The sequence below is a fragment of the Enterobacter sp. BNK-8 genome (assembly GCF_048685095.1).
GTDB lineage: Bacteria > Pseudomonadota > Gammaproteobacteria > Enterobacterales > Enterobacteriaceae > Enterobacter > Enterobacter quasiroggenkampii.
In genome coordinates, this window is sequence record NZ_JBLQTN010000001.1 from 1,064,964 (window position 1) to 1,084,798 (window position 19,835).

The 19,835-nt window shown below is 50.8% G+C and carries 22 protein-coding genes and 6 pseudogenes; 14 read left to right on the forward strand and 14 right to left on the reverse strand.

The annotated features are described in order from the left end of the window. Positions 1–86: 86 nt before the first annotated feature. The 3 genes from deoR to ACMGGU_RS05095 form a co-directional block, all read right to left on the reverse strand. Positions 87–845: a DNA-binding transcriptional repressor DeoR gene (deoR, locus tag ACMGGU_RS05085; RefSeq protein WP_008503427.1), complete on the reverse strand. Its 759-nt coding sequence runs from the start codon at positions 843–845 to the stop codon at positions 87–89. Positions 846–912: 67 nt separating this feature from the next. Beyond that, positions 913–1,521, reverse strand: coding sequence for an undecaprenyl-diphosphate phosphatase (ybjG, locus tag ACMGGU_RS05090; RefSeq protein ID WP_420300301.1), 609 nt, complete (start codon positions 1,519–1,521; stop codon positions 913–915). Positions 1,522–1,528: 7 nt separating this feature from the next. Further along, positions 1,529–2,257, reverse strand: coding sequence for a phosphatase PAP2 family protein (locus ACMGGU_RS05095; protein WP_045908450.1), 729 nt, complete (start codon positions 2,255–2,257; stop codon positions 1,529–1,531). Positions 2,258–2,425: 168 nt separating this feature from the next. Between ACMGGU_RS05095 and ACMGGU_RS05100 the strand changes: the two genes are divergently transcribed. Then, complete coding sequence (locus ACMGGU_RS05100) at positions 2,426–3,658, forward strand: MFS transporter (RefSeq protein WP_021240942.1); 1,233 nt, start codon at positions 2,426–2,428, stop codon at positions 3,656–3,658. A 58-nt stretch (positions 3,659–3,716) separates the two neighbouring features. Here the strand turns inward: ACMGGU_RS05100 and ACMGGU_RS05105 are convergent, their stop codons facing one another. After that, positions 3,717–4,529, reverse strand: a complete 813-nt coding sequence (locus ACMGGU_RS05105) for a Cof-type HAD-IIB family hydrolase (protein ID WP_420300302.1) — start codon at positions 4,527–4,529, stop codon at positions 3,717–3,719. Beyond that, a complete protein-coding gene (locus tag ACMGGU_RS05110) occupies positions 4,519–5,733 on the reverse strand; it encodes an MFS transporter (protein WP_420300303.1) in 1,215 nt (404 codons plus the stop codon). Before ACMGGU_RS05110 ends, ACMGGU_RS05105 begins: the two co-directional genes overlap by 11 nt. Before the next feature lie 81 nt (positions 5,734–5,814). On the opposite strand from ACMGGU_RS05110, the gene ACMGGU_RS05115 reads away from it, so the two are divergent. After that, complete coding sequence (locus tag ACMGGU_RS05115; RefSeq protein WP_229225587.1) at positions 5,815–6,360, forward strand: TetR/AcrR family transcriptional regulator; 546 nt, start codon at positions 5,815–5,817, stop codon at positions 6,358–6,360. On the opposite strand, the gene ACMGGU_RS05120 is transcribed toward ACMGGU_RS05115, so the two are convergent. From ACMGGU_RS05120 to ACMGGU_RS05135, 4 genes are all read right to left on the reverse strand, one after another. Continuing rightward, on the reverse strand, positions 6,357–7,127 hold the full coding sequence (locus ACMGGU_RS05120; RefSeq protein ID WP_420300304.1) for an SDR family NAD(P)-dependent oxidoreductase: 771 nt from the start codon (positions 7,125–7,127) through the stop codon (positions 6,357–6,359). The genes ACMGGU_RS05115 and ACMGGU_RS05120 overlap by 4 nt on opposite strands. A gap of 118 nt (positions 7,128–7,245) precedes the next feature. After that, positions 7,246–7,677 carry a glutaredoxin-dependent arsenate reductase gene (arsC, locus tag ACMGGU_RS05125; protein ID WP_420300305.1) on the reverse strand — a complete coding sequence of 144 codons (432 nt, stop codon included), beginning with the start codon at positions 7,675–7,677 and terminating at the stop codon, positions 7,246–7,248. Between the two features lie 12 nt (positions 7,678–7,689). Continuing rightward, positions 7,690–8,979 (reverse strand): arsenic transporter, encoded by a 1,290-nt coding sequence (locus tag ACMGGU_RS05130; protein ID WP_420300306.1) that lies wholly within the window; start codon positions 8,977–8,979, stop codon positions 7,690–7,692. 39 nt (positions 8,980–9,018) lie between these two features. Next, entirely contained in the window at positions 9,019–9,339 is a 321-nt protein-coding gene (locus tag ACMGGU_RS05135) for a metalloregulator ArsR/SmtB family transcription factor (RefSeq protein WP_111967013.1), read from the reverse strand. A 338-nt stretch (positions 9,340–9,677) separates the two neighbouring features. On the opposite strand from ACMGGU_RS05135, the gene ACMGGU_RS05140 reads away from it, so the two are divergent. Both ACMGGU_RS05140 and ACMGGU_RS05145 read left to right on the forward strand, forming a co-directional pair. After that, positions 9,678–9,809, forward strand: a complete 132-nt coding sequence (locus ACMGGU_RS05140; RefSeq protein WP_420300307.1) for a hypothetical protein — start codon at positions 9,678–9,680, stop codon at positions 9,807–9,809. Between the two features lie 87 nt (positions 9,810–9,896). After that, the gene (locus ACMGGU_RS05145; RefSeq protein ID WP_420300308.1) at positions 9,897–10,751 is read left to right on the forward strand and encodes an HNH endonuclease; all 855 of its coding nucleotides are present in this window, start codon (positions 9,897–9,899) and stop codon (positions 10,749–10,751) included. Between the two features lie 21 nt (positions 10,752–10,772). Here the strand turns inward: ACMGGU_RS05145 and ACMGGU_RS05150 are convergent. From ACMGGU_RS05150 to ACMGGU_RS05160, 3 genes and pseudogenes are all read right to left on the reverse strand, one after another. Then, positions 10,773–11,797 (reverse strand): annotated as a pseudogene (locus ACMGGU_RS05150) (phage integrase). 79 nt (positions 11,798–11,876) lie between these two features. Beyond that, on the reverse strand, positions 11,877–13,328 hold the full coding sequence (locus ACMGGU_RS05155; protein ID WP_420300309.1) for a KAP family P-loop NTPase fold protein: 1,452 nt from the start codon (positions 13,326–13,328) through the stop codon (positions 11,877–11,879). Beyond that, positions 13,329–13,892 carry a phage repressor protein CI gene (locus ACMGGU_RS05160; RefSeq protein ID WP_420300310.1) on the reverse strand — a complete coding sequence of 188 codons (564 nt, stop codon included), beginning with the start codon at positions 13,890–13,892 and terminating at the stop codon, positions 13,329–13,331. Between the two features lie 145 nt (positions 13,893–14,037). Between ACMGGU_RS05160 and ACMGGU_RS05165 the strand changes: the two genes are divergently transcribed. The 8 genes and pseudogenes from ACMGGU_RS05165 to ACMGGU_RS05200 all read left to right on the forward strand — a co-directional run bounded on the left by ACMGGU_RS05165 (position 14,038) and on the right by ACMGGU_RS05200 (position 18,102). Beyond that, positions 14,038–14,289 (forward strand): regulator, encoded by a 252-nt coding sequence (locus ACMGGU_RS05165; protein ID WP_420300957.1) that lies wholly within the window; start codon positions 14,038–14,040, stop codon positions 14,287–14,289. A 17-nt stretch (positions 14,290–14,306) separates the two neighbouring features. Further along, positions 14,307–14,815 (forward strand): annotated as a pseudogene (locus tag ACMGGU_RS05170) (phage regulatory CII family protein). Between the two features lie 7 nt (positions 14,816–14,822). Further along, entirely contained in the window at positions 14,823–15,023 is a 201-nt protein-coding gene (locus ACMGGU_RS05175) for a phage filamentation protein Fil family protein (protein ID WP_420300958.1), read from the forward strand. Then, positions 14,987–15,327 (forward strand): annotated as a pseudogene (locus ACMGGU_RS05180) (DUF5347 family protein). The gene ACMGGU_RS05175 and the pseudogene ACMGGU_RS05180 overlap by 37 nt, the downstream one beginning before the upstream one ends. A gap of 260 nt (positions 15,328–15,587) precedes the next feature. Then, positions 15,588–16,398 (forward strand): annotated as a pseudogene (locus ACMGGU_RS05185) (replication endonuclease); the annotation flags it as partial. Between the two features lie 384 nt (positions 16,399–16,782). Beyond that, positions 16,783–16,914, forward strand: coding sequence for a hypothetical protein (locus ACMGGU_RS05190; RefSeq protein WP_420300311.1), 132 nt, complete (start codon positions 16,783–16,785; stop codon positions 16,912–16,914). A gap of 168 nt (positions 16,915–17,082) precedes the next feature. Next, complete coding sequence (locus ACMGGU_RS05195) at positions 17,083–17,499, forward strand: hypothetical protein (protein WP_420300312.1); 417 nt, start codon at positions 17,083–17,085, stop codon at positions 17,497–17,499. Continuing rightward, a complete protein-coding gene (locus ACMGGU_RS05200) occupies positions 17,500–18,102 on the forward strand; it encodes a toll/interleukin-1 receptor domain-containing protein (protein WP_420300313.1) in 603 nt (200 codons plus the stop codon). A gap of 77 nt (positions 18,103–18,179) precedes the next feature. Here the strand turns inward: ACMGGU_RS05200 and ACMGGU_RS05205 are convergent. After that, positions 18,180–18,515: pseudogene (locus ACMGGU_RS05205) on the reverse strand (capsid portal protein); the annotation flags it as partial. On the opposite strand from ACMGGU_RS05205, the pseudogene ACMGGU_RS05210 reads away from it, so the two are divergent. Together ACMGGU_RS05210 and ACMGGU_RS05215 are read left to right on the forward strand one after the other, a co-directional pair. Then, positions 18,510–19,061: pseudogene (locus tag ACMGGU_RS05210) on the forward strand (phage late control D family protein); the annotation flags it as partial. The pseudogenes ACMGGU_RS05205 and ACMGGU_RS05210 sit on opposite strands and share 6 nt — an antisense overlap. Positions 19,062–19,105: 44 nt before the next feature. Continuing rightward, complete coding sequence (locus ACMGGU_RS05215; RefSeq protein WP_420300314.1) at positions 19,106–19,321, forward strand: ogr/Delta-like zinc finger family protein; 216 nt, start codon at positions 19,106–19,108, stop codon at positions 19,319–19,321. A gap of 21 nt (positions 19,322–19,342) precedes the next feature. Here the strand turns inward: ACMGGU_RS05215 and ACMGGU_RS05220 are convergent, their stop codons facing one another. Continuing rightward, positions 19,343–19,825 (reverse strand): GIY-YIG nuclease family protein, encoded by a 483-nt coding sequence (locus tag ACMGGU_RS05220; RefSeq protein ID WP_420300315.1) that lies wholly within the window; start codon positions 19,823–19,825, stop codon positions 19,343–19,345. Positions 19,826–19,835: the final 10 nt, after the last annotated feature.

The window sequence follows — 19,835 nt, forward strand, 5'->3', positions numbered from 1 at the left end:
TTTTTTGCCGGGTGGCGCTGCGCTTACCCGGCCTACGTTCGAGCCGTTGTAGGCCGGGTAAGGCGAAGCCGCCACCCGGCATAACCTCAATACATTAACTTCACCTGCTGCGCCTTCGCGTGGGCCACAATCTCGTCGTCCGGGCGGCAATCGCTGACAATGGCATCGAACTGCGCCAGCTCGCCCATTCTTGCCGAACGTACCTTACCAAACTTGCTGTGATCGACCACCAGCACATGATACTGCGCGGCGCTTAACGCCCAGTGCTTTACCGGCAGCTCTTCCAGATTAAAGCAGGTTGCGCCCTGGCGCACATTAACGCCGGCGGCGGAATAAAACGCGATATCCGGGCAGAGATTACTGAGCGTGTCCTGCAGGTTGAGCGGCTTAAAGATCGCGTTGCTGGCGTGAAACTCACCGCCGCAGAGGATCACCCGGCACTCGGGTTTCTCCTGAAGCGCCAGAAAGGTGTTCAGGGAGTAGCACACGGCAGTGAAAGGGATGCTGCTGTCGATGGCTTCGATAATCCACGGCGTGGTGGTACCGCAGTCAAAAAACAGCGTCTGGTGCGGCTGTACCAGTGAGGCCGCAAGCCGCGCGGCTTTGCGTTTCTCTTCCACCAGGCGCGTCTTCTGGTCGCTGATCAGATAATGGCTGGCGCTGCGTGGCTCAAGCACAATGTATCCGCCCAGCAGCACGACGGGCGCGCTCTCGCTGTTCAGATCCCGACGAATGGTCATCTCAGAGACGCCGAGGAGGTTGGCGGCTTCCTTAAGATGCAGCTTATCGCTGCGCTTCAGCGCCTGAAGCAGCTGAGCAATGCGGTCATCGCGACGTGTTTCCATAGTTCCTCGGGATAAAAAAGTGAACCCCCGCAGGGCGGGGGTTCAAGTGTAACCTGTCAGGTCGGGGTTAGTCACGTATCCAGCCTTTGCGGATCGGGATAGCGAAAATGGCGCGATAGAGGGTAGAGAGCCCGCTATAGAGCGCCTCACCGATAAGGCTCCACAGGATAGCCGCGCTCACGCAGCCAATCAGCCCCACCAGGAAGCCACCCACCATATCCAGCGGCCAGTGGACGCCCAGATAAACGCGAGACCAGGCGATGGCCACCGCGACCACCATCAACACCGCACCTGACCACAGGCGATGCCAGAACAGGAAGGCCAGCGCAAAGGTGAAGATCACCGTCCCGTGATCGCTCGGGAAAGAGTCATCTGGCGCATGGTGCAGGAAGGTATAGCCCACGTGGGCAACAAAAGGGCGGGCGTGCGGAAACACATGACCCAGTACGAAGCTCACCAGAACGCTCACGCCCAGCGCCATCGCCACTTTGATCACCAGCTGGCGCTGCGCTTTCACCTGGCTACGAGGTCCCCACAGCCAGAGGATGGCGGCCAGCGCGGGTACGATGCTGATCAGATCTTTTGCCAGAAAGGTGGCAAAGTCGATCATCCACTCGGGCGAGGCCGGGGAGGCATTGATCAGATAGAACAGCTGATAATTCAGATTCTCTAGCATAGCGTTATCACTCTTTAGCAAACCGGGTGGAAACAAGGCCGTAGACCACCACCTGAGAAAACCAGACCCACCACCCAGCCCACAGGTTGTGAGAGAAAAAATGTGCCCCGCGCATGATCTGGCCATAACCCATCACCAGACCTAACACCACGCCCAGCGCAACGAAGCTCCAGGCGAGACGCGGACGCTCGCGCCAGAAGGCAAAAAACAGCCCCATCACCATAAAGCCGCTGGAGGCATGACCGCCGGGGAAACAGCGCCCCGGACCGCTGTCAGCAGGAACGGCGCTGAACAGGGGATAAGAGACAGCCTTACCGCCATATTCCACCAGGTCCCACGGGCAGCTGTGATGGCTCATGCTTTTCAGCAGGCCCACCACCAGCGCGCCAACGCCCATCAGCAGCGCCGCCGTCACCAGCCTTGCGTTACGCTTGTAAGCGCCGTAAAACAGCGCCACGGCGCCTAGGGCGATGGCGATGTACTTCGCCAGACGATGGTTGAGCAGATCCAGCAGGTGGTCTTTCTGCAGCGGGAAGCTCTGCGTCGCCGCGTCATACCAGAAGCCGGTTACCCATCTGTCGAGCGCTTCATTGCGCGATAGCCACGTAAACACCACGGCAAGGGCTATCAGTATGAAAAGCTGATAACCATAAAAGCGGGCCGGTAAGCGGTAAAGGCGTTTTGTCTTATTTGTCTGTAACTTAGACAATTCTGAACGGCTGGAGGTGAGTGCCATAATTTGGGGTCGTTGACGAGTAATGGGGCTATCATAAATCTGTCAAATTAAGGAAACCTTAAACGAAGACGATATGTGCTTTATTTCTGTTTATCCTCGATAAATCACTATCTCGGGCTGCGGCATTTCATTACACTCGTCGCGATTTTGTCATTATAAAGAGATTGCATGTTAAACCGTTCTTCTTCAGGTTCACGTCTGGGTCGTCAGGCGTTGCTTTTCCCTCTGTGTCTGGTGCTCTACGAATTTTCTACCTATATCGGTAACGATATGATCCAGCCCGGAATGCTGGCCGTGGTGGCGCAGTACAACGCCGGAATCGAGTGGGTACCGACCTCCATGACCGCCTATCTGGCCGGCGGCATGTTTTTGCAGTGGCTGTTAGGCCCGCTGTCGGATCGTATTGGCCGTCGTCCGGTGATGCTGACGGGTGTGGTGTGGTTTATCGTCACCTGTCTTGCCACGCTGCTGGCGCAAAACATTGAACAATTTACCCTGCTGCGTTTCCTGCAGGGGGTGAGCCTGTGCTTTATCGGCGCTGTGGGGTATGCCGCCATTCAGGAGTCGTTTGAAGAGGCGGTGTGTATCAAAATTACCGCGCTGATGGCGAACGTGGCGCTGATCGCTCCCTTGCTCGGGCCGCTGGTAGGCGCCGCATGGGTGCATATGGCCCCCTGGGAAGGGATGTTTGTGCTCTTTGCGGTTCTCGCCGCCATCGCGTTCTTTGGTCTGCACCGGGCAATGCCGGAAACCGCCACCCGCATCGGCGAGAAACTCTCGCTGAAAGAGCTGGGGCGGGATTACAAAGAAGTGCTGAAGAATGGCCGCTTTGTGGCGGGCGCGCTGGCGACCGGGTTCGTTAGCCTGCCGCTGCTGGCGTGGATTGCCCAGTCACCGGTCATTATCATCAGCGGTGAAAAGCTGAGCAGCTACGAGTATGGCCTGTTGCAGGTACCAATCTTTGGCGCGCTGATTATCGGTAACCTGGTGCTGGCGCGTCTGACGTCACGCCGCACCGTGCGTTCACTGATTATCATGGGCGGTTGGCCGATTGCAGCCGGGCTGATTTTGGCGGCGGTGGCGACCGTTGCGTCATCACACGCTTATCTGTGGATGACGGCAGGACTCAGCATTTACGCCTTCGGGATTGGCGTGGCGAACGCCGGGCTGGTGCGCCTGACGCTGTTTGCCAGCGAGATGAGTAAAGGCACGGTCTCCGCGGCGATGGGGATGCTGCAGATGCTGATTTTTACCGTCGGTATCGAGGTGAGCAAGCATGCCTACGCGATGGGCGGTAACGGGCTGTTCAGCCTGTTTAACCTCGCCAACGGCGTGCTGTGGGTTGGCCTGATGGTGGTGTTCCTGAAAGACAAGCGCGTCGGAAACGCCCTGCAACCTTAATCTTTATTCCCTCTCCCTGTGGGAGAGGGTCAGGGTGAGGGCACCAGACCGCACAGTGTTAATTAAACGGTGCCTCCCCATTCAACACCTTCTCAATCACATCCAGCACGCCTTCCTCGTTATTATGCGGCGCTTCAAAACGCGCCGCCGCTTTGATATGCGGTCTGGCATTCGCCATCGCAAAGCTGAACCCGGACTGGCGCAGCATCTCCACGTCGTTGCCGCTGTCGCCGAAGGCCACCACGTCGCTGTTCTCTATCCCCCAGCACTGCTGCAGGATCCGCAGGCCGTTGGCCTTATGCACGCCGGGGATAATCAGGTCGATACTGCCGTGACCGGTGGTGACGGGCACCATGATGTCGCTGAGTTTTTCATGCAGCAGCGCCTGAATACGCGGAATTTCATCATCAGACACGTTAAGCCCAAACTTGAAGAAAATATCGTTCAGGTTGTCGAAATCGCTGACCATTTCCAGACGGTGATAGTACTTTGCCGCGATGGCCTTAAAGCCCTCGTCATAGCACTTGAGCGTGTAGGCGCTGCTCTTCCCGCAGGCGATGATCTCGATGCCCGGCACGTCGTTTAACACGTTGGCGACGGTCTCGAAATGGGCTTTCGACAGTTCACCGTTGAAGACGTCTTCACCCTCACTCACGACCCAGCCGCCGTTTTCGGCGACGAATGAAATTTCATGCGCAATCTCCGGGAAAAAGGAGATCAGCTGGTAGTACTGGTTGCCGCTGGCGACCACGAAGCGAATGCCTTGCGCCTTCATGCGCGCGTACTGCGCCAGAAAGCGCGGGCGATTGTAGGTCTTGGCATCATTCAGGAATGTGCCATCCATGTCGACGGCGATCAGTTTAACGCTCATATCCCTTCTCCAGTGTCGTGTGTTTCGTTTCCGGCTTTGCCACCGCGCGCGCCACCAGCGCCGCGATGATCACCAACCCTAATACCACCAGCATGGCGCTGCGCAGCCCGTAGTGCTCCCCGAGGAAGCCGAGCAGCGGCGGCCCGACCAGGAAGGCGAGATAGCCGGTAGTCGCTACCACGCTGACGCGCGTCGGGGCATCCGGGCCGGTGTCGCTGGCGGCGGAGATGGTCAGCGGGAAGCCGAGGGACGCGCCCAGCCCCCAGAGGATCACCGAGACGCCGGCAATCCAGTCCACATCCACAAAGATGATCATCGCGATACCCAGCCCGCCGAGCAGGGCGCTGGCGCGCACCACCGCCACGCGGCTGTAGCGGTCGATAAACCAGCCGCCGGTGAAGCGCCCGACGGTCATCCCCAGCGTAAACCCGGCGTAGATCAGCGAGCCGGAGGTCGGGCTAAAGCCGTGACCGTCCACCATCAGCAGCGGCAGCCAGTCGTTGGCGGACCCTTCCGCGAACGCCATCGCCAGCACCACCACGCCAATCAGCATCAGCTGATAATCACGGTAGAAGGGCAGTCCTTTTTCAGCCGAATGTTGTTCATCTGAGGCGTTCTTGCCGGTGCCGTCCGGGATCGCCCGGATGCCGGTCAGAATCGGAATAATGCACACCAGCGCCGCCAGCAGGATATGCAGATTCGCGGTCATGCCGAAGGCCGTCAGCGCCATCCCCACGCCCGCACCGGCCAGCGTGCCGAGGCTGTAAAAGCCGTGCATCATCGGCAGCACGGTTTTGTTCATCTCGCGCTCGACCGCCGCCCCTTCAACGTTTATCGCCACTTCCGCCGAGCCGAAGCTGCCGCCAAACACCGTCAACCCCAGCGCAAACAGCACCGGTGAGGCAAACCACAGCGCCACGCTCAGCACCATCATCCCGAACACCGCGAAGCACATGGTGGTGCGGATCACCGCCCGCGTACCGAAGCGCTTCACCAGCCATGCGGAGCAGAGGATGCCGCTCATGGAGCCTATCGACAGGCCGAACAGCACGATGCCCATTTCCGCGGTAGAAACGGACAAAATGTCGCGAATGGCGGGGGTGCGCGTGGCCCAGGAGGCCATCAGCAGACCGGGAATAAAGAAGAACATAAACAGCGCCCACATGCGGAGCTGCAGGGCTTTGCGGGGAGAGGTCAGCGTCATTGGGGTAGCACCAGAAGTACAACAATAGCGACAACACTAGCAAGTTTGTGTACATTTGTACACAAACCATGTGAGGAATTGATGAGCAGACCACCCAACGATCCGCATCGCCGGGAGAAAATCCTGCAGGCGACGCTCGACACCATTGCTGAACACGGTATTCACGCCGTCACACACCGTAAAATCGCCACTTGCGCGGGCGTGCCGCTGGGGTCGATGACCTACTATTTCGACGGTATGGAGCCGCTGCTGGAGGAGGCCTTCACGTGGTTTACCCGCCAGATGTCGCAGCAGTACCGGGATTTCTTTGCGGGCGTCACCGGGCCGGAAATGGCGTGCGAATCCATCACTACCCTGATCCACAGCTCGCAGGTGACCACGCCGCACAACATGGCGCTGATGTATCAGCTTTACGCTTTTATGCACCGCAGCGCGGCGCTCAAAACGGTGATGCAGGACTGGATGAAAATGAGCCAGACCACGCTGGAGCAGTGGTTCGACCCGGTTACCACCCGCGCGCTGGATGCCTTTATCGAAGGGATGACGCTGCACTACGTCACTGACCGGACGCCCTTAACCCGCCAAGAGATCCGGGCCATGGTGGGCAGGATTGCGGGCGAGAGCTAGGTTGCACCGGCGGTCATATTGACTGTGGTTCCCGTGATGGCGCTGGCCGCATCTGAAGCCAGAAACGCAATCGTGTCTGCTACCTGCGCTAGCGTCGGCAGGCGATGCGTCAGGGTGCTTTGCGCGGCGCCGCCGAGAAACTGCTCAACCGTTATCCCCATCGCCTGCGCCTTGGCGGCGAAAATGGCGCCCACATACGAACCCGCCTGCACCGCGTCGGCTATTGCGTGCGAGCGCAGACACAGCACACGAATATTTTGAGTCCCCAGCTCAGCCGCAAGCGCCCGGGTAAAGGCTTCCGTTCCCGCGCAGCCGACGATATGTCCGAGGTGGCCCGCCATCGTCATGTTTGCGGCGGGGGCGACGACGGTAATTATGGTCCCGCCATGCTCGCCGCCCATGCGGGATGACACGGCTTTCGCAATGTTAAAGTACGCGGCCAGGAAAGGGTCGAAGCCCTGACGGAATTCGCCGAGCGTTAATGCCTCAAGACGTTTGCCCTGATCGTGCATAAAGCCCGTGGCGTTGACGACGATATCAATGCGGGCAAGGTCGGGGAGCAGCGAGGACTCCTCGAGCGCATCGAAAATAAACGTGCTTGCAGAACCGCCCGCGGCGCGAATGCTGCTGGCGGCCTGCTCCAGCCTGGCGTGGGTGCGTGCGGCGAGATACACCTCCGCGCCTTCACGTGCCAGAGCGTGTGCGGCAGCGCTGCCGATGGTGCCGCTGCCGCCGAAGATGACGGCGGTTTTGTTTTTAAGACCCATGCCTGCATACCCTCACCAGAGTTAACCCTCAACAGTATGTGCCGGGTTTCGGCTGATGCAACTCAGCCGTTGGGCGGGGTATGCGGTTGGCAGATCTTACCGTGCCATTATCAATGGGTTACTTTGGCGAGATTTTTTTCCCGCTGGCGTCCACCACCGCTTCGCCATCTTCTTTCGTAAATGCCCCTTTCTGCGCATCCGGCAGGATGTCGAGGACGACTTCTGACGGGCGGCACAGGCGGGTGCCCAGCGGTGTGACCACGATCGGACGGTTAATCAGAATCGGGTATTGCAGCATAAACTCGATTAGCTGGTCGTCGGTGAAGCTATCGTCGGCAAGGCCGAGCTGCTCATAGGGCTCCACGTTTTTACGCAGCAGGTCCCGCACTGAAATGCCCATATCGGCAATCAGGGCGGTCAGCGTATCGCGCGACGGCGGGGTTTCCAGATAGAGGATAATCTCTGGCTCCGTGCCGCTGTTGCGGATCATCTCCAGCGTGTTGCGCGAGGTGCCGCAGGCGGGGTTATGGTAAATGGTGATGTGGCTCATATCAGTGGCTCATTACAGTGTGAAGGAGAGACGTAGCGCCAGCGCGGCGAGCGTCACAAACAGGACCGGCAGCGTCATGATGATGCCCGTTCTGAAATAGTAACCCCAGGTGATCGTCATGTTTTTCTGCGCCAGCACGTGGAGCCAGAGCAGGGTGGCGAGGCTGCCGATAGGCGTGATTTTCGGGCCCAGATCGCAGCCAATCACGTTGGCGTAAATCATTGCCTCCTTAATCAATCCCGTTGCCGTGCTGCCCTCAATGGAGAGTGCGCCAATCAGCACCGTGGGCATATTGTTCATTATGGATGACAGGAACGCGGTGATGAACCCGGTACCCAGCGTGGTGGCCCACAATCCGTTCCCGGCCAGGCTATTTAACACGCCTGAGAGATACTCAGTCAGCCCGGCATTGCGCAGGCCATACACCACCAGATACATCCCCAACGAGAAGATGACGATCTGCCACGGTGCGCCGCGCAGCACTTTTCCGGTATTTATCGCATGTCCGCGTTTTGCAACGGCAAACAAAACCAGCGCGCCCGCAGTCGCAATGGCGCTGACCGGAATACCCAGCGGCTCCAGCACAAAGAAACCGACGAGAAGAAGGAGCAGCACGATCCAGCCGGTTCTGAACGTCGGAAGATCGTTTATCGCGCGTGCAGGCTCACGCAGTTTCGCCAGGTCATATTCCGGCGGAATTTCCTTGCGGAAGAACAGATGAAGCATGACCAGCGTTGCGGCAATCGCAGCGATATCAACGGGAATCATCACCGAAGCGTATTCGCTGAACCCCAGCGTGAAGAAGTCTGCCGAGACGATGTTGACCAGGTTCGACACAATCAGCGGCAGGCTGGCGGTATCGGCGATAAAACCTGCCGCCATCACAAACGCCAGCGTAGCCTGCTTGCTGAACCCCAGTGCCAGCAGCATGGCGATAACGATAGGCGTCAGGATCAGCGCTGCGCCGTCATTGGCAAACAGCGCCGCGACGGCTGCGCCCAGAAGGATAATCCAGGTAAACAGCAATCGCCCGCGACCGTTCCCCCAGCGGGCGACGTGCAGCGCCGCCCACTCGAAAAAGCCGGACTCATCCAGCAGCAGGCTGATGATGATGACGGCGATGAACGTTGCCGTAGCGTTCCAGACGATATTCCAGACTACCGGTATATCGTTAATGTGAATCACGCCGCTGGCCAGCGCCAGCACGGCGCCGATGGTCGCGCTCCAGCCAATACTCAATCCTTTGGGCTGCCAGATGACCAATACCAGCGTAAACAGAAAAATAGCCCCAGCCAGAAACATTGTTTACTCCGTTATATCTGTTTTTGTGAATGTGTTTGATTAGCACGAACCCGGTAGCCGGTTTTTCAGCTTCATGCGCGTCTCTTCCCGCAGGCAGTTCCAGCTGGTGTCGATAACGGCTGCCGCCCATGCAGGCATGTTGGGAGAGAGACGGTAATGGACCCACTTACCCTCGCGACGGTCGATCACCAGCCCGGACTCGCGGAGCAGGGCCATGTGGCGTGAGACCTTAGGCTGAGATTCGGCGGTCGCGGAGCAGAGATCGCAGACGCACAGCTCGCCCGCTTCGCGGAGCAGCATGACGATGGCGAGCCGCGTTTCGTCGGAGAGGGTTTTGAAGAGGTGGAGTGGGTGGAGCATGGGCGATCCTGCAGGTGCGATTTTTATATGTGTTTAAGCATATATGTTTTAATGGCAGGAGAGAAGGTGAGATTTGAGCAAAGGGAATTTCAGGCAACAAAAACCCATTTATGTAAACGGGTTAGTGAAAACAATGATTCGCAATATAATCAATAAGTTAGTTTGGAGGTAAGGAGTGGCGATTACGGGACATTGCCAATCGCGGCCGCCACTTTGTCGCCAAGTTATTGTGAGAAATTTTGTTACTATCGTGATTGCAAGCGTATGCAGCAATGAACAACTGTATAGATAGCGCTTAAAACAAATCAAGCTGGCCAATAGTACTTCAGGAAAAAAGAATGAATCATCACGATTTGTTAACAACAAAAAAGGAAGATACAATTATATCAGATAAAAAAGAAGGTTTCACTAAGGTTGAATGTTTGCTGGTTTTATATTGTGATGATGTTATCAGGCTTGCGGATTTTTAACTTTATAAGTTTAAAACCCTGTCGTTTGGGGTGAAGCCAGTGAATAAATAAACTTGTTAAATGCTATTATTCAAAGGTTGTGGAAACATGAGAGATAAAAAACAATCTATTGTTTGTTGTATGAAATGCAGAAAGGAATGCATAGATATAAAATCATTCCAAAAACATTATAAAAAAAGGCATGTTAAAATTGTTAAGACAGATCTTTCTTCCGAGTATAGAGCCGAAAAATTCGCAGAGATCAATGCAGATTTGAAAAACAGAAGAAGCCTTAATGAATTAAAGGCAGCGTTGCGTGAGCAATTGGCTGATTCACCTTTAGACCAGGTTCCAGTTTATAATGTTGATGTTTATCGCTTGGCTATTAGGACCCTGCCTCAGGGCGAGGCATATAAAATAGCTAAAGATGCATCTAAAAGTGCTATTTTTTTGGCTGAGTATAATAATATCAACTCAATACATAATTCTACTTATCTTGATAGTAATGTTGAAGATGTATATATAAAAGAAATAAGCAGTCAATCACAGTCTCATGAAGTCGATTATCCAACGGATGATGTTGTTAGTGAGGCTATATTTAAAAATAGAGTAGTCAAAACTAGAGTAAATCAATCTGATTTTTCTAATAGGGTTGCTGCTAATTTTTATAATAAATGCGCAGTGACTGGAAGTGGTGGGCTTACCTGCCATGCAGCGCATATTGATCCAGTCAGTTCAGGAAACAACAACACAAGCAATGGGTTATATATTATTTCATGTCTTCATATTTTGTTTGATCAGGGTTTTATGGCCATTAATCCTACCGATATGACGGTGCATTTTAAAAATAAGACCGATTGGTTTGCAAGCTCGTTGTTTGAAGGAAAAACTATATCCGTGCCAAAAATAGCAATAAATATTAGGGGGCTTGAAAAAAGATGGGCTGAGTTTAATTCAAATTAACAATACCAACCCAGTTATCTATTATGCTTGAATCTTAGGCATCGTTGCTATAGGATTGAAGAGTAATGCTGTTTCAAGGTGATCAGGCGCTAGGTGGGCATAGCGCATGGTCATTTTTATGTCGTGATGGCCTAGGATTTTCTGAAGCGCAAGGATGTTGCCGCCAGACATCATGAAGGGTGCTGCGAACGTATGGCGCAGAACGTGTGTAAGCTGTCCGCGAGGAAGCACAATGGAGGTTCTATCCATCACCGATAAAAACTGAAAGTAGCAGTCAGTAAAGAACTTGAAACCGTCCAGAGAAATGATTTCTTCATAAAGCACTTTGCTAACGGAATGCTGCGGTTCTTTTTGCCCTTGGTCCTAACGAAGGTAATTCGGTACTTAGTGACCTAGGAACGAGTGAGATTCACAGCTTCGCGCCAGCGTGTTCCGGTACTCAGGCATATTTTAACGACCAAAGCGAGTAGAGCGCTTTGGCGCAGGCAGTCGTACAGAAGTTCTGTGATCTATTCATGCGTTAGCCAGGCCATTTCTTTTTCGGCAATAGTGAACTTGCGCATGCTTTCCAGTGGATTTGGTGCAGCCCCTTCTCCGAGCCGGGCCAGCTCGCTAAACACACTGCTCAGATAGCTTTGCTCCAGATTGATAGTTATCGGGCTGGCACCTTTCTTCCACTTCTCGCTAAAGTAGATTTCACCTGTCAGGCGCTTGTCACGGTAATGCGCGAACAATTACAAGCTGAGATCAGTAGCGAGAGGGTTTCCGAGTGCATCGACCATTAGGACCAACTTGTCGTAAACATGCTCGCCAGCAGTCAGGAATTTTCAGTGTAGTTTGAATCAGAGTTCAACGACGTCTTTTAGAGTTCGGCGGTCTACTGATTCACCCAGCCAGGGCTTAGCCTCCGTTTCTTCCAAAGTGTCGCGTTCAAAAGCCAGTGCTTCGCCTTTAGTGGCAAACTGCTTACGCACGCGACGCCCACTACGTCCGGCGGGGTAGCATTCACAAATCCATTTTCCTGGGTTGAGTTTTCGTATTGCCATAAAAAAGCCCTCATCTCTTAGGGTAAATTTAACTGTGTGTTTGAACAGTGGTCAATGTATGGTTTGATTTTTTCATACATCAATCAAATATTGTGCTCAGTTCAATTAGATCGAAATAATGATGAATTTTTAATTCATTTTCATAATGTTTACTTCGGGCATATCCCATTTTTAGAAAGTTGGTTAGTGACTCGTCACTAGATAATTCGCCCTCCATCCAAAGCTCAGGTGTATTGCTTGGTCGTGTACCATGAGGTATGGATCTCGGTAGAGTTAAAATATTCCAAGCAGTTTCGATGTAGTATAGGACCCCGGTTGATATTTCTTTGTTTGAATAGTTATTACTATATACACCACCATTGTTTCGGAAGTATCTTACAGATGTCCTTGCGTATGACAGATCGAATGATAAGTCAATGTTTGTGTTGAGAGGGCTTGGGATTAATTTTTCTTTAGATTTTATTTTTGCGTATAAATCATGATCTTTGAAATTAAATGCAGCTAATATCAGCATCAGATTAGGATCAAATGCCTTATTTGACGTAATAAGGATATCTATCAATCTCTCATATATCTTTACAGCGTCTCTAATGTTAATTTTTATCGATAGTAAAATTGATGAGCAATTGCTGGCAAACGATGCCAGATCTGGTGGGCATGGGGTGAGTTTTTCCCGTAAAGTATCAAATTCTGAAACAATATTTTCACCTGTTTTTGTTAATAATAGATCTTTGTATTCTGGTGTTGGAAGAAGAAAACGACGGTCAAAAAATCTGCTTAAATAATGGCTTGCAGAAAAATCCGTACCATAAATGACTTTTATTGAGTGTTGCAATTGTTGGGTGTCAGTGGCCACAATAAAAACAACGCCTGGGATATTGAAAATATGTTTTGAGATTTCTAAAAGGCTAATAGAGAAATCAGGTCGGCATCTATCAAGTTCGTCAATTATTATAAATAATGGGAGTTCTTTATCTATACCATCCTTTCGGCCAACGTATTCAACCCAGCGACTGATTCCTGTTCTTACAGTTTCTATTTTAGTTGATTTTTCTGTGTGTATTTCTATTAATTTTGATGATAAATCTTTGGTCAAATCTGAAAAGGATTCGACACCAGTAAATTTTTGTATTAGTCCATCAATAATCACAGGTGCAGCTGTTTTTAATAATGGGCCAACATTCTCAATGGTCGAGTTTATTAATTTGGTAAAAGCATCAGATTGGTCAGATAATTGATCTTTGATACCACAAAATACTGTCAGTAATGGGTCGTCTGAAAAGTCCTCTTTCCAAGCATCAATGTATATTGTGGGATGGTTATTTGAAATTGTTTTGGCTAAACGTTTCGTGAAATAGGTTTTACCTGCGCCCCACTCAGCATTAATGTTAATTACTAAATTAGATTTTTCACCTCGAGCAGCGCATATTTCATAAAGATATTTGGCGTACTTTTTTCTATCTAATGTATCTGCAGGTAATTTTTCACCAAGAAATTCGTCATCCAACTCCCAATTCCACTTAATATCCATTTAAGCCTCGCTGATCACACTGTAAACTTTAGCAATCGGTTTAATAGCGTTAATGTCGCACTCAAAAGTAAATCCATCTCCTGAAATCATTGCTTTACGAACAGGGATTAAGTTTATTTTTTTTATGCTTAATTTCCCTTCAATCTGAACTAACCACTGACCATCAGAAAGAATTGCATCATCGCGGTCACAAACATAAATCTGTCGGTCAGTTTTAATAGCTAATGGTGATCTAACCTCTCGAAGTAGGAGCGATGGATCAATTTTGTACGAGCCAAGTGCAACAGCTTCACCATTTTTCAGTTCTTGAGTGTTTATATCCGTTAACTTTACAGCTGTGTTTGCTTTTAAATCACCCTTACCGTAGACAAGCCAATCAATTGAAACACCGGTTTCCATAAAGCACTGCAATACCCAATCAGCAGGAAAGATGTCCCGCATGTAGCGCGTAACCATAGTGCTCTTGGACACACCCAAATGATCACAAAGCGCTTGTCGAGTATTGAACCCATACGCCTCTACCAACCGTTCAATGATTTTCTTACCGCCGCTGCTGAAATCCACAAGACCTCAAAAGAAATCAAAATGTGTTGATGGATTCCAAAAGCAACCTTAAAATTGAACTCAAAGTGTTCTTTTGGAGCCTTAACTACTAATCACGTTAAACAACGACTCGCCACAAGCCGGACTAAAAGAGGAATGTTGCACCATAACCCCAAACATTTCAATTACTCTGAATACACCGCATGTCACAATTGAACGTTATAACGAACTCACAGGCCTTCCTGTTGATACGATCAATGACATGTTGGCTGGTGGCCGCCTTCCGCGGCATCGTCTCCGCAAAGACAAAAAGCTCGAAAGAGTCATGATTAACATGGCCGCTTTGACAGTAAATGCACTTTCGGCGTGTAAAACCTTTACTTGTTGCTTTCACTTTTATGGTTCGATTTTGCGATAAGTTCGGAGATGAAAACCATGTTTGCTTACAGAGTTTCCAACAAGACTATTTTGATGAAGCTTGCCGCACTTGCGCATTGCATCACAACTTGGCGAAATAGGCAGAACGCGCTGGCATGAATGTTCAAACCCTGCGTAACAAGCTGAACCCGGAACAGCCTCATCAGCTCACTGCTCCCGATATATGGTTGCTGACCGACCTTACGGAAGATTCAACATTGGTTGATGGGTTTCTGGCGCAGATCCATTGCCTGCCATGTGTACCAATCAATGAAGTCGCGCGGGAGAATATGCCGCAGTATGTCCTGAAAGCTACCGCCGAGATCGAGCGTGTGGCTGCAAATGACGTGTCTGGTGTGCATTTGAACGAGACGACTCGTCGGCAGGTCATCGAAAGTGTCAATTCAGTGACTCGTCTGATGGCGCTTACAGCCATTTCACTGCAGGCGCGATTGCAAGCCAACCCCGCAATGGCAAGCGTTGTCGATACCGTTACGGGTCTTGGCTCATCGTTCGGCCTGAGTTGAGGTGGCTATACTGACAAATGAACCGTCATTTGCATCATTGCTCGTTAAGAAAAGTCCAGGAATGCACTTCGGTCATGACTGGATTGCAGGCAAAGACAGCAAGCGCTGGCACCCGTGCCACTCGCAGGCTGAATTGCTGGCTGACCTGTCAACGATCAAGCAGGGGAAACTATGGCTATTGAAGGTGCTGCAACGACTCGCACGATAAGCCCAGGTAAACGCTATGAGGGGTTGAATCACATAGCGGAATTAAGGGCAAAGGTATTTGGAATTAATATTGAGTCAGAGCTTGAGCGGTTTATTAATGAAATGAGAGACCCTCGGGACGCAAATAATATACAAAACAAGCGAGCATTAGCCGCCATTTTTTTATGGCTAACATTCCGGCAGAGCGTCACGGCGTCAAAATTAGTGAGCTGACGACTGGCGTAAAGCGGGAGCTGATAAAAGCAATGAACCATTTTCGTGCAGTGGTGAGCTTATTTCCAAAACGGCTAACCATGCCGAATTAACTCAGACCAGAAATTAATGGCGTAAACCCGCCGGGCTTCTTTTTGCCCAAATTCAGGAGGAACACAATGCGAAATATTAAAACCCGAATCACCAAAACCGGGCCAGATGATGCTGGGCTTAACCTGATGTTTACCTAGGCGGGCATGGAAGAACGACATGCAAGAGCATCTATAATGGCTAGCCGCATGGCTAATCTGGCGAACCACATAAAACCAATCAGCTCAATGTTAACGAGGTGCTGGAACTGCTTTTTCAGGAAAAAGAAACCTATCGCCATCAGGCAATGGAGAACGTCAGCGCCTGGGCGTCACTGCAGAGTGTTCGGCAGTTCCGTTTCTGGGCCGTCAGGCTTATCGAGAGCTGCGCCTATTGGCAGGTCAGGCTGGTAGAGCGCAGGGAGATAAAAAAGCAGGTGCGCCGGTTTTGGAAAATGCCCGTCTGGACGCTGTGCTGGCGGCTGCGGGATGCTTTGCTACCTACATCATGAAGCAGGGCGGCGTGCTGGTTCCCCGTAAACATCATCTTGTCAGAACGGAATACGAGTTTAACTACGAGCCGAGCGCCTATGGTGATCACGGCATTCGCATTTATAGCATCTGGTCCTCAATTGTTGAGGGCCGGATCTGCACGCACGCCATCAAGTGGAATATGGTTCGTAAGATCGTTGACGTTCAGGAGGCTACAGCCGACCAGGGCGGTTGCGGCCCTTGGACTCGTGGCAATAACTGTCCCCCCTGTTGAAAAAACGTACCAGACAGGGGGCCAACTACCGGGCAGCGAAGAACCGGCAGTGCTGCCGGACGTCGAAAACATGAGCAAAAAGGAACTGCTCGAGCTGACGGCAAGGCTGCGGCTGGTTAAACCGAAGCGCCGAAAAGGCTACAAACAAGAAATTACTGAACACCAACGGCTACAACTCGATGCGGAGTTGCTGTCCAGAGGCTTTGACGCCAGTGAAAAGGAAGTGGATTTGCTTGCGTGGCGGCAGCCTGCCATCTGGAGCCATGCTGCGCCTGTTCTACCGGAACCAGCGCCTACAGGAGGATGACAAATGGCGTCAGTGGTACTGACAGCTCAGAGAAATGGCATATCAATTAATTAAAGAGTTAGCTGAGTAAAAAACTATTCCAGCTTTAAAATCATATGATGAACTGTGTATATAAACAGTAATATTGGGCGGGAGTTGTGAACGATTTGTTCATGGAGTCACTTGCACTGCAGCGGATAGAACTTATGGCCCGACTGGTGGCGAGCTCAGATTGTAGCGATGACGACAAGGAGGTTGCGATTTTGTGGCTGTCGGAGCTGACAAGCGATCTGGTTACCAAGCTGAATGAATATGGAGTAGGGCAGGATGAGAGTACGCATAGTGATTCCGCACCATGGGAAACTCCCTCCCGTTTGGCATCCTGCGGTTTAAGAACGCAGTGCATGTCTATGGTGCATGGATTCGCATGATCCAAAAAGGATCGCTACGGGTCGGGGCCGCCAGAACTGGCGCGCTTTCCGGCCTGTCATGCGTCTGCATGAAAACCACTACACAAAGCGGGCAGGCGTGGCGGGGATACGAGCGCGCGCTGGGATGATAATGTTGTTTCGAATGTTGAGCATAGTATGATATGTTTCGTTGCGTTGTATAAACCGATAAAATTATTATGTATTTTGGGTATAGCTTATTGATGTCTATGGTGGCTAGTAATGTAGGAACTAAAAACAAAAAGGCGTGATGCGATTTATTTAAGGAATGATGATTAATGATTGATGTCATTGGTAATAAATACGTTGTTGCTTTGGTGTTCCCATTGTTGATGATTCTATGTGGGGCTTTTGTGAAAAAAATAGCCAGAACCTCTGGCTGGCAAAAAAGTGATTTTTACTTCGGGAATGAGTTGATATTATCAACAATTGGTGCGTCGTTGTTGAATTTATATGATTTGACTAAAACTGTTCAAACAGCAACTACAGCTAGCCAGGCAGTTAATCAATACTTGGGAACTACTAGCTTTCTTGTTTTCTCGTTTTTTACTTTGCTCGGATTCATGTCTTTTCATCAAGATTGGGAAGGGCGAACAGGAAATCCAAGAGGTCAGGTTTGGGTTTTATGTATTGGGTGTAACTTAGTCGGTGTTTTGTTTTTTGCTTCCTTTGTTCTGTGGATTAAGGGTGTGTAAATGGAAAAAAATATTCGTTATATTATTTCAGTTGCATTGATCATTGCTGGACTTGTTGTAACTCTTATCCCACGAATTCCGTATTTCTTTCGAGGGGTTAATGATGAGGTCGTTATCTCCATCATTGGGTTATCTGTTGCTTACTCCGGTCTATGCCTGATTCTACTAATGAAATTGAAGGAAAGAAGATTAAAGGCAGTTAAAAAAGGAAAGCAAATATTCTTAATTTATCCTGCGCAAGAAAAAAGTAAGGCCCGGCAGATTACTCATAAACTTCATGAGTTGGGCTTTGAAATATGGTTCGATGAAAATAGCATATTGCCGGGGCAGATTGTTGAGAAGCAAGTCAATGAGGCTATAGATAATAGTGCTGTGGCTATATTGCTTCTGTCTAATGAGGATATGGGATTATATATGAAAAAAGAGGTGGATGGTTTTCTTCGTAAAGCTTCGGTAAAAGATGAAAGCTATGTTCCTATAATTCCTGTTGTAATCGGTGATGCTGAATTGCCCGCAGCACTTAAAAACATCAAATCTGTAAATTATGATGATGAAAAATTAATTGATAAACTCAATTTGTCATTGAAATCCATTCTTGGCTGAAATTAGGAGTCAGAATTTCTGACTCCGTTTTTTCAAGTAAGTTGATAGTTATCGAATGATATTATTTCCTTATCAAATCAAGTGTTTATTTCCAGCATTCTTTTTTGCAATGGTAGTTACTCATTACGAACAAAAAACTTGCTCGCCTTCTCCACATCCCCAACCCCCCAACATTACTCGGCATAATACCCATCATCTGCGGTGGTACGCGGTGTGCCGCCATCATGTCATCCCGGCTCACGTTTTAACTCATCCTTCGCCGCCACCTCTGACAGCGGGATGATTTGAATCCCGTCCTTTTTGCCGTTGGGCGAGTACATAAACATGTTGCGGAAGTTGCCCGGCCCTTTTGCGCTTTTCATGGCCTGGCGGATGTTGTTCACGTCCTCCTGGTTCTGAGCGGCGTCGGTCATCTGCTGTTTATCCGGCAGGGGCAGGGCAAAATTGTCAGCGGAAAGCCACTGCCGGTAATCACCCTCACCCGCAACGCCGGAGACAGTCACCGTTTCAGTTTGGCAGATCGTGAAGCCTGTACGGGCGTGATTGCCAACTGGCTGCATACGCGGGAGCCTGCAAAGAAGGAAACCACAAGCGTTAAGCGGCGGAAGAAAACAACGACAGCAAAGGAGCCGGAGGCAAAGCAGGGGGATTATCTAGTCGGCACGGATGAAAACGTACTGGTATTCAACCGGACCTATGCCAACCGAACCAACGCTGAATGGGCCGCAAAAATGCAGTGGGAGCGCTTGCAGCGTGGTGTGGCGTCCTTCTCTCTGCAACTGACGGAAGGCCGGGCCGATCTCTACACGTAAATGCCCGTGAAGGTGAGCGCCTTTAAGCAGCCCTTAGATGAAGCGGAAAGGACGATCACCACGCTCACGCATACGGTCAGCGCTGACAGTGTTTTCACAACCAGTATTGATTTTGAGGTGAAAATAGATGAGTTCGCAATAGAATGATTGGTTCCAAATTGCGAACTGGTTAATAATAAGGGCTGATTATTATGGTGAATTGTCCTATGTGCGGACAGGCGGCACATACCCGAAGCAGCTTCCAGGTTTCCAACGAAACTAAAGAAAGCTACAACCAGTGCACTAACATCGAGTGCGGGTATACCTTCGTGACGCATGAAACTTTTGTGCGGTCAGTATGCCGTACGCAAAAAATCAGCGCCGCACCACCTCATCCAAAAGGTATGCAGGAACAATTTGCTTACTGACTCTGAACGGGCGGCGCGGTTTTACTGCACCGCTAATCGTCTTTTTAAACCCCGCTCATCTGCAATATCCATCAATCGTGCCTCTGCTGACGCCTGTGTGCGCATCCCAGAAAGCGTCGGCTTAAAGCTGTGAGCATTTCCCTGAATATTTAAAGGCAGGGGAATGGATGCGATCAATTTGTCTTCAACCTCCCCCGGCGCTTCAACAGGTATCCAGTGAACCTTGGCATTTTGCTCCATCCAAAGGTCAAGCCACTGCTCGCCTGGGTGAGTGAATGTCATTCTGGAGCCGGAACCAACCCGGCGAAGGGGGAAGCAACTTACTCCACTCAGCAGTACGCCGAGTGTGCGTCGAAGCGTTGAGTCTGAGGCATTGCCGCTGTAATGCGTTTTGAAGCGCTTTCGTAAATTCGATCGACTGTTGGGTTTCCCGCGCTTGTCTGGGGAAATGCCGACATAGAGAAGCGTGTAACCTTCTGCTGTGATGCACCCTTTTGTTGGCACCCCTGGCGGA

What these genes read in the sequence shown, in the direction of transcription:
- ACMGGU_RS05115 (WP_229225587.1), top strand. Translation starts at nt 5,815, where the DNA reads ATGAGCAGACCACCCAACGATCCGCATCGCCGGGAGAAAATCCTGCAG.
- ACMGGU_RS05130 (WP_420300306.1), bottom strand. Translation starts at nt 8,979, where the DNA reads ATGTTTCTGGCTGGGGCTATTTTTCTGTTTACGCTGGTATTGGTCATC.
- ACMGGU_RS05195 (WP_420300312.1), top strand. Translation starts at nt 17,083, where the DNA reads ATGATTGATGTCATTGGTAATAAATACGTTGTTGCTTTGGTGTTCCCA.
- arsC (WP_420300305.1), bottom strand. Translation starts at nt 7,677, where the DNA reads ATGAGCCACATCACCATTTACCATAACCCCGCCTGCGGCACCTCGCGC.
- ACMGGU_RS05110 (WP_420300303.1), bottom strand. Translation starts at nt 5,733, where the DNA reads ATGACGCTGACCTCTCCCCGCAAAGCCCTGCAGCTCCGCATGTGGGCG.
- ACMGGU_RS05135 (WP_111967013.1), bottom strand. Translation starts at nt 9,339, where the DNA reads ATGCTCCACCCACTCCACCTCTTCAAAACCCTCTCCGACGAAACGCGG.
- ACMGGU_RS05120 (WP_420300304.1), bottom strand. Translation starts at nt 7,127, where the DNA reads ATGGGTCTTAAAAACAAAACCGCCGTCATCTTCGGCGGCAGCGGCACC.
- deoR (WP_008503427.1), bottom strand. Translation starts at nt 845, where the DNA reads ATGGAAACACGTCGCGATGACCGCATTGCTCAGCTGCTTCAGGCGCTG.
- ACMGGU_RS05140 (WP_420300307.1), top strand. Translation starts at nt 9,678, where the DNA reads ATGAATCATCACGATTTGTTAACAACAAAAAAGGAAGATACAATTATA.
- ACMGGU_RS05145 (WP_420300308.1), top strand. Translation starts at nt 9,897, where the DNA reads ATGAGAGATAAAAAACAATCTATTGTTTGTTGTATGAAATGCAGAAAG.
- ACMGGU_RS05215 (WP_420300314.1), top strand. Translation starts at nt 19,106, where the DNA reads ATGGTGAATTGTCCTATGTGCGGACAGGCGGCACATACCCGAAGCAGC.
- ACMGGU_RS05155 (WP_420300309.1), bottom strand. Translation starts at nt 13,328, where the DNA reads ATGGATATTAAGTGGAATTGGGAGTTGGATGACGAATTTCTTGGTGAA.
- ACMGGU_RS05100 (WP_021240942.1), top strand. Translation starts at nt 2,426, where the DNA reads ATGTTAAACCGTTCTTCTTCAGGTTCACGTCTGGGTCGTCAGGCGTTG.
- ybjG (WP_420300301.1), bottom strand. Translation starts at nt 1,521, where the DNA reads ATGCTAGAGAATCTGAATTATCAGCTGTTCTATCTGATCAATGCCTCC.
- ACMGGU_RS05190 (WP_420300311.1), top strand. Translation starts at nt 16,783, where the DNA reads ATGATCCAAAAAGGATCGCTACGGGTCGGGGCCGCCAGAACTGGCGCG.
- ACMGGU_RS05095 (WP_045908450.1), bottom strand. Translation starts at nt 2,257, where the DNA reads ATGGCACTCACCTCCAGCCGTTCAGAATTGTCTAAGTTACAGACAAAT.
- ACMGGU_RS05105 (WP_420300302.1), bottom strand. Translation starts at nt 4,529, where the DNA reads ATGAGCGTTAAACTGATCGCCGTCGACATGGATGGCACATTCCTGAAT.
- ACMGGU_RS05200 (WP_420300313.1), top strand. Translation starts at nt 17,500, where the DNA reads ATGGAAAAAAATATTCGTTATATTATTTCAGTTGCATTGATCATTGCT.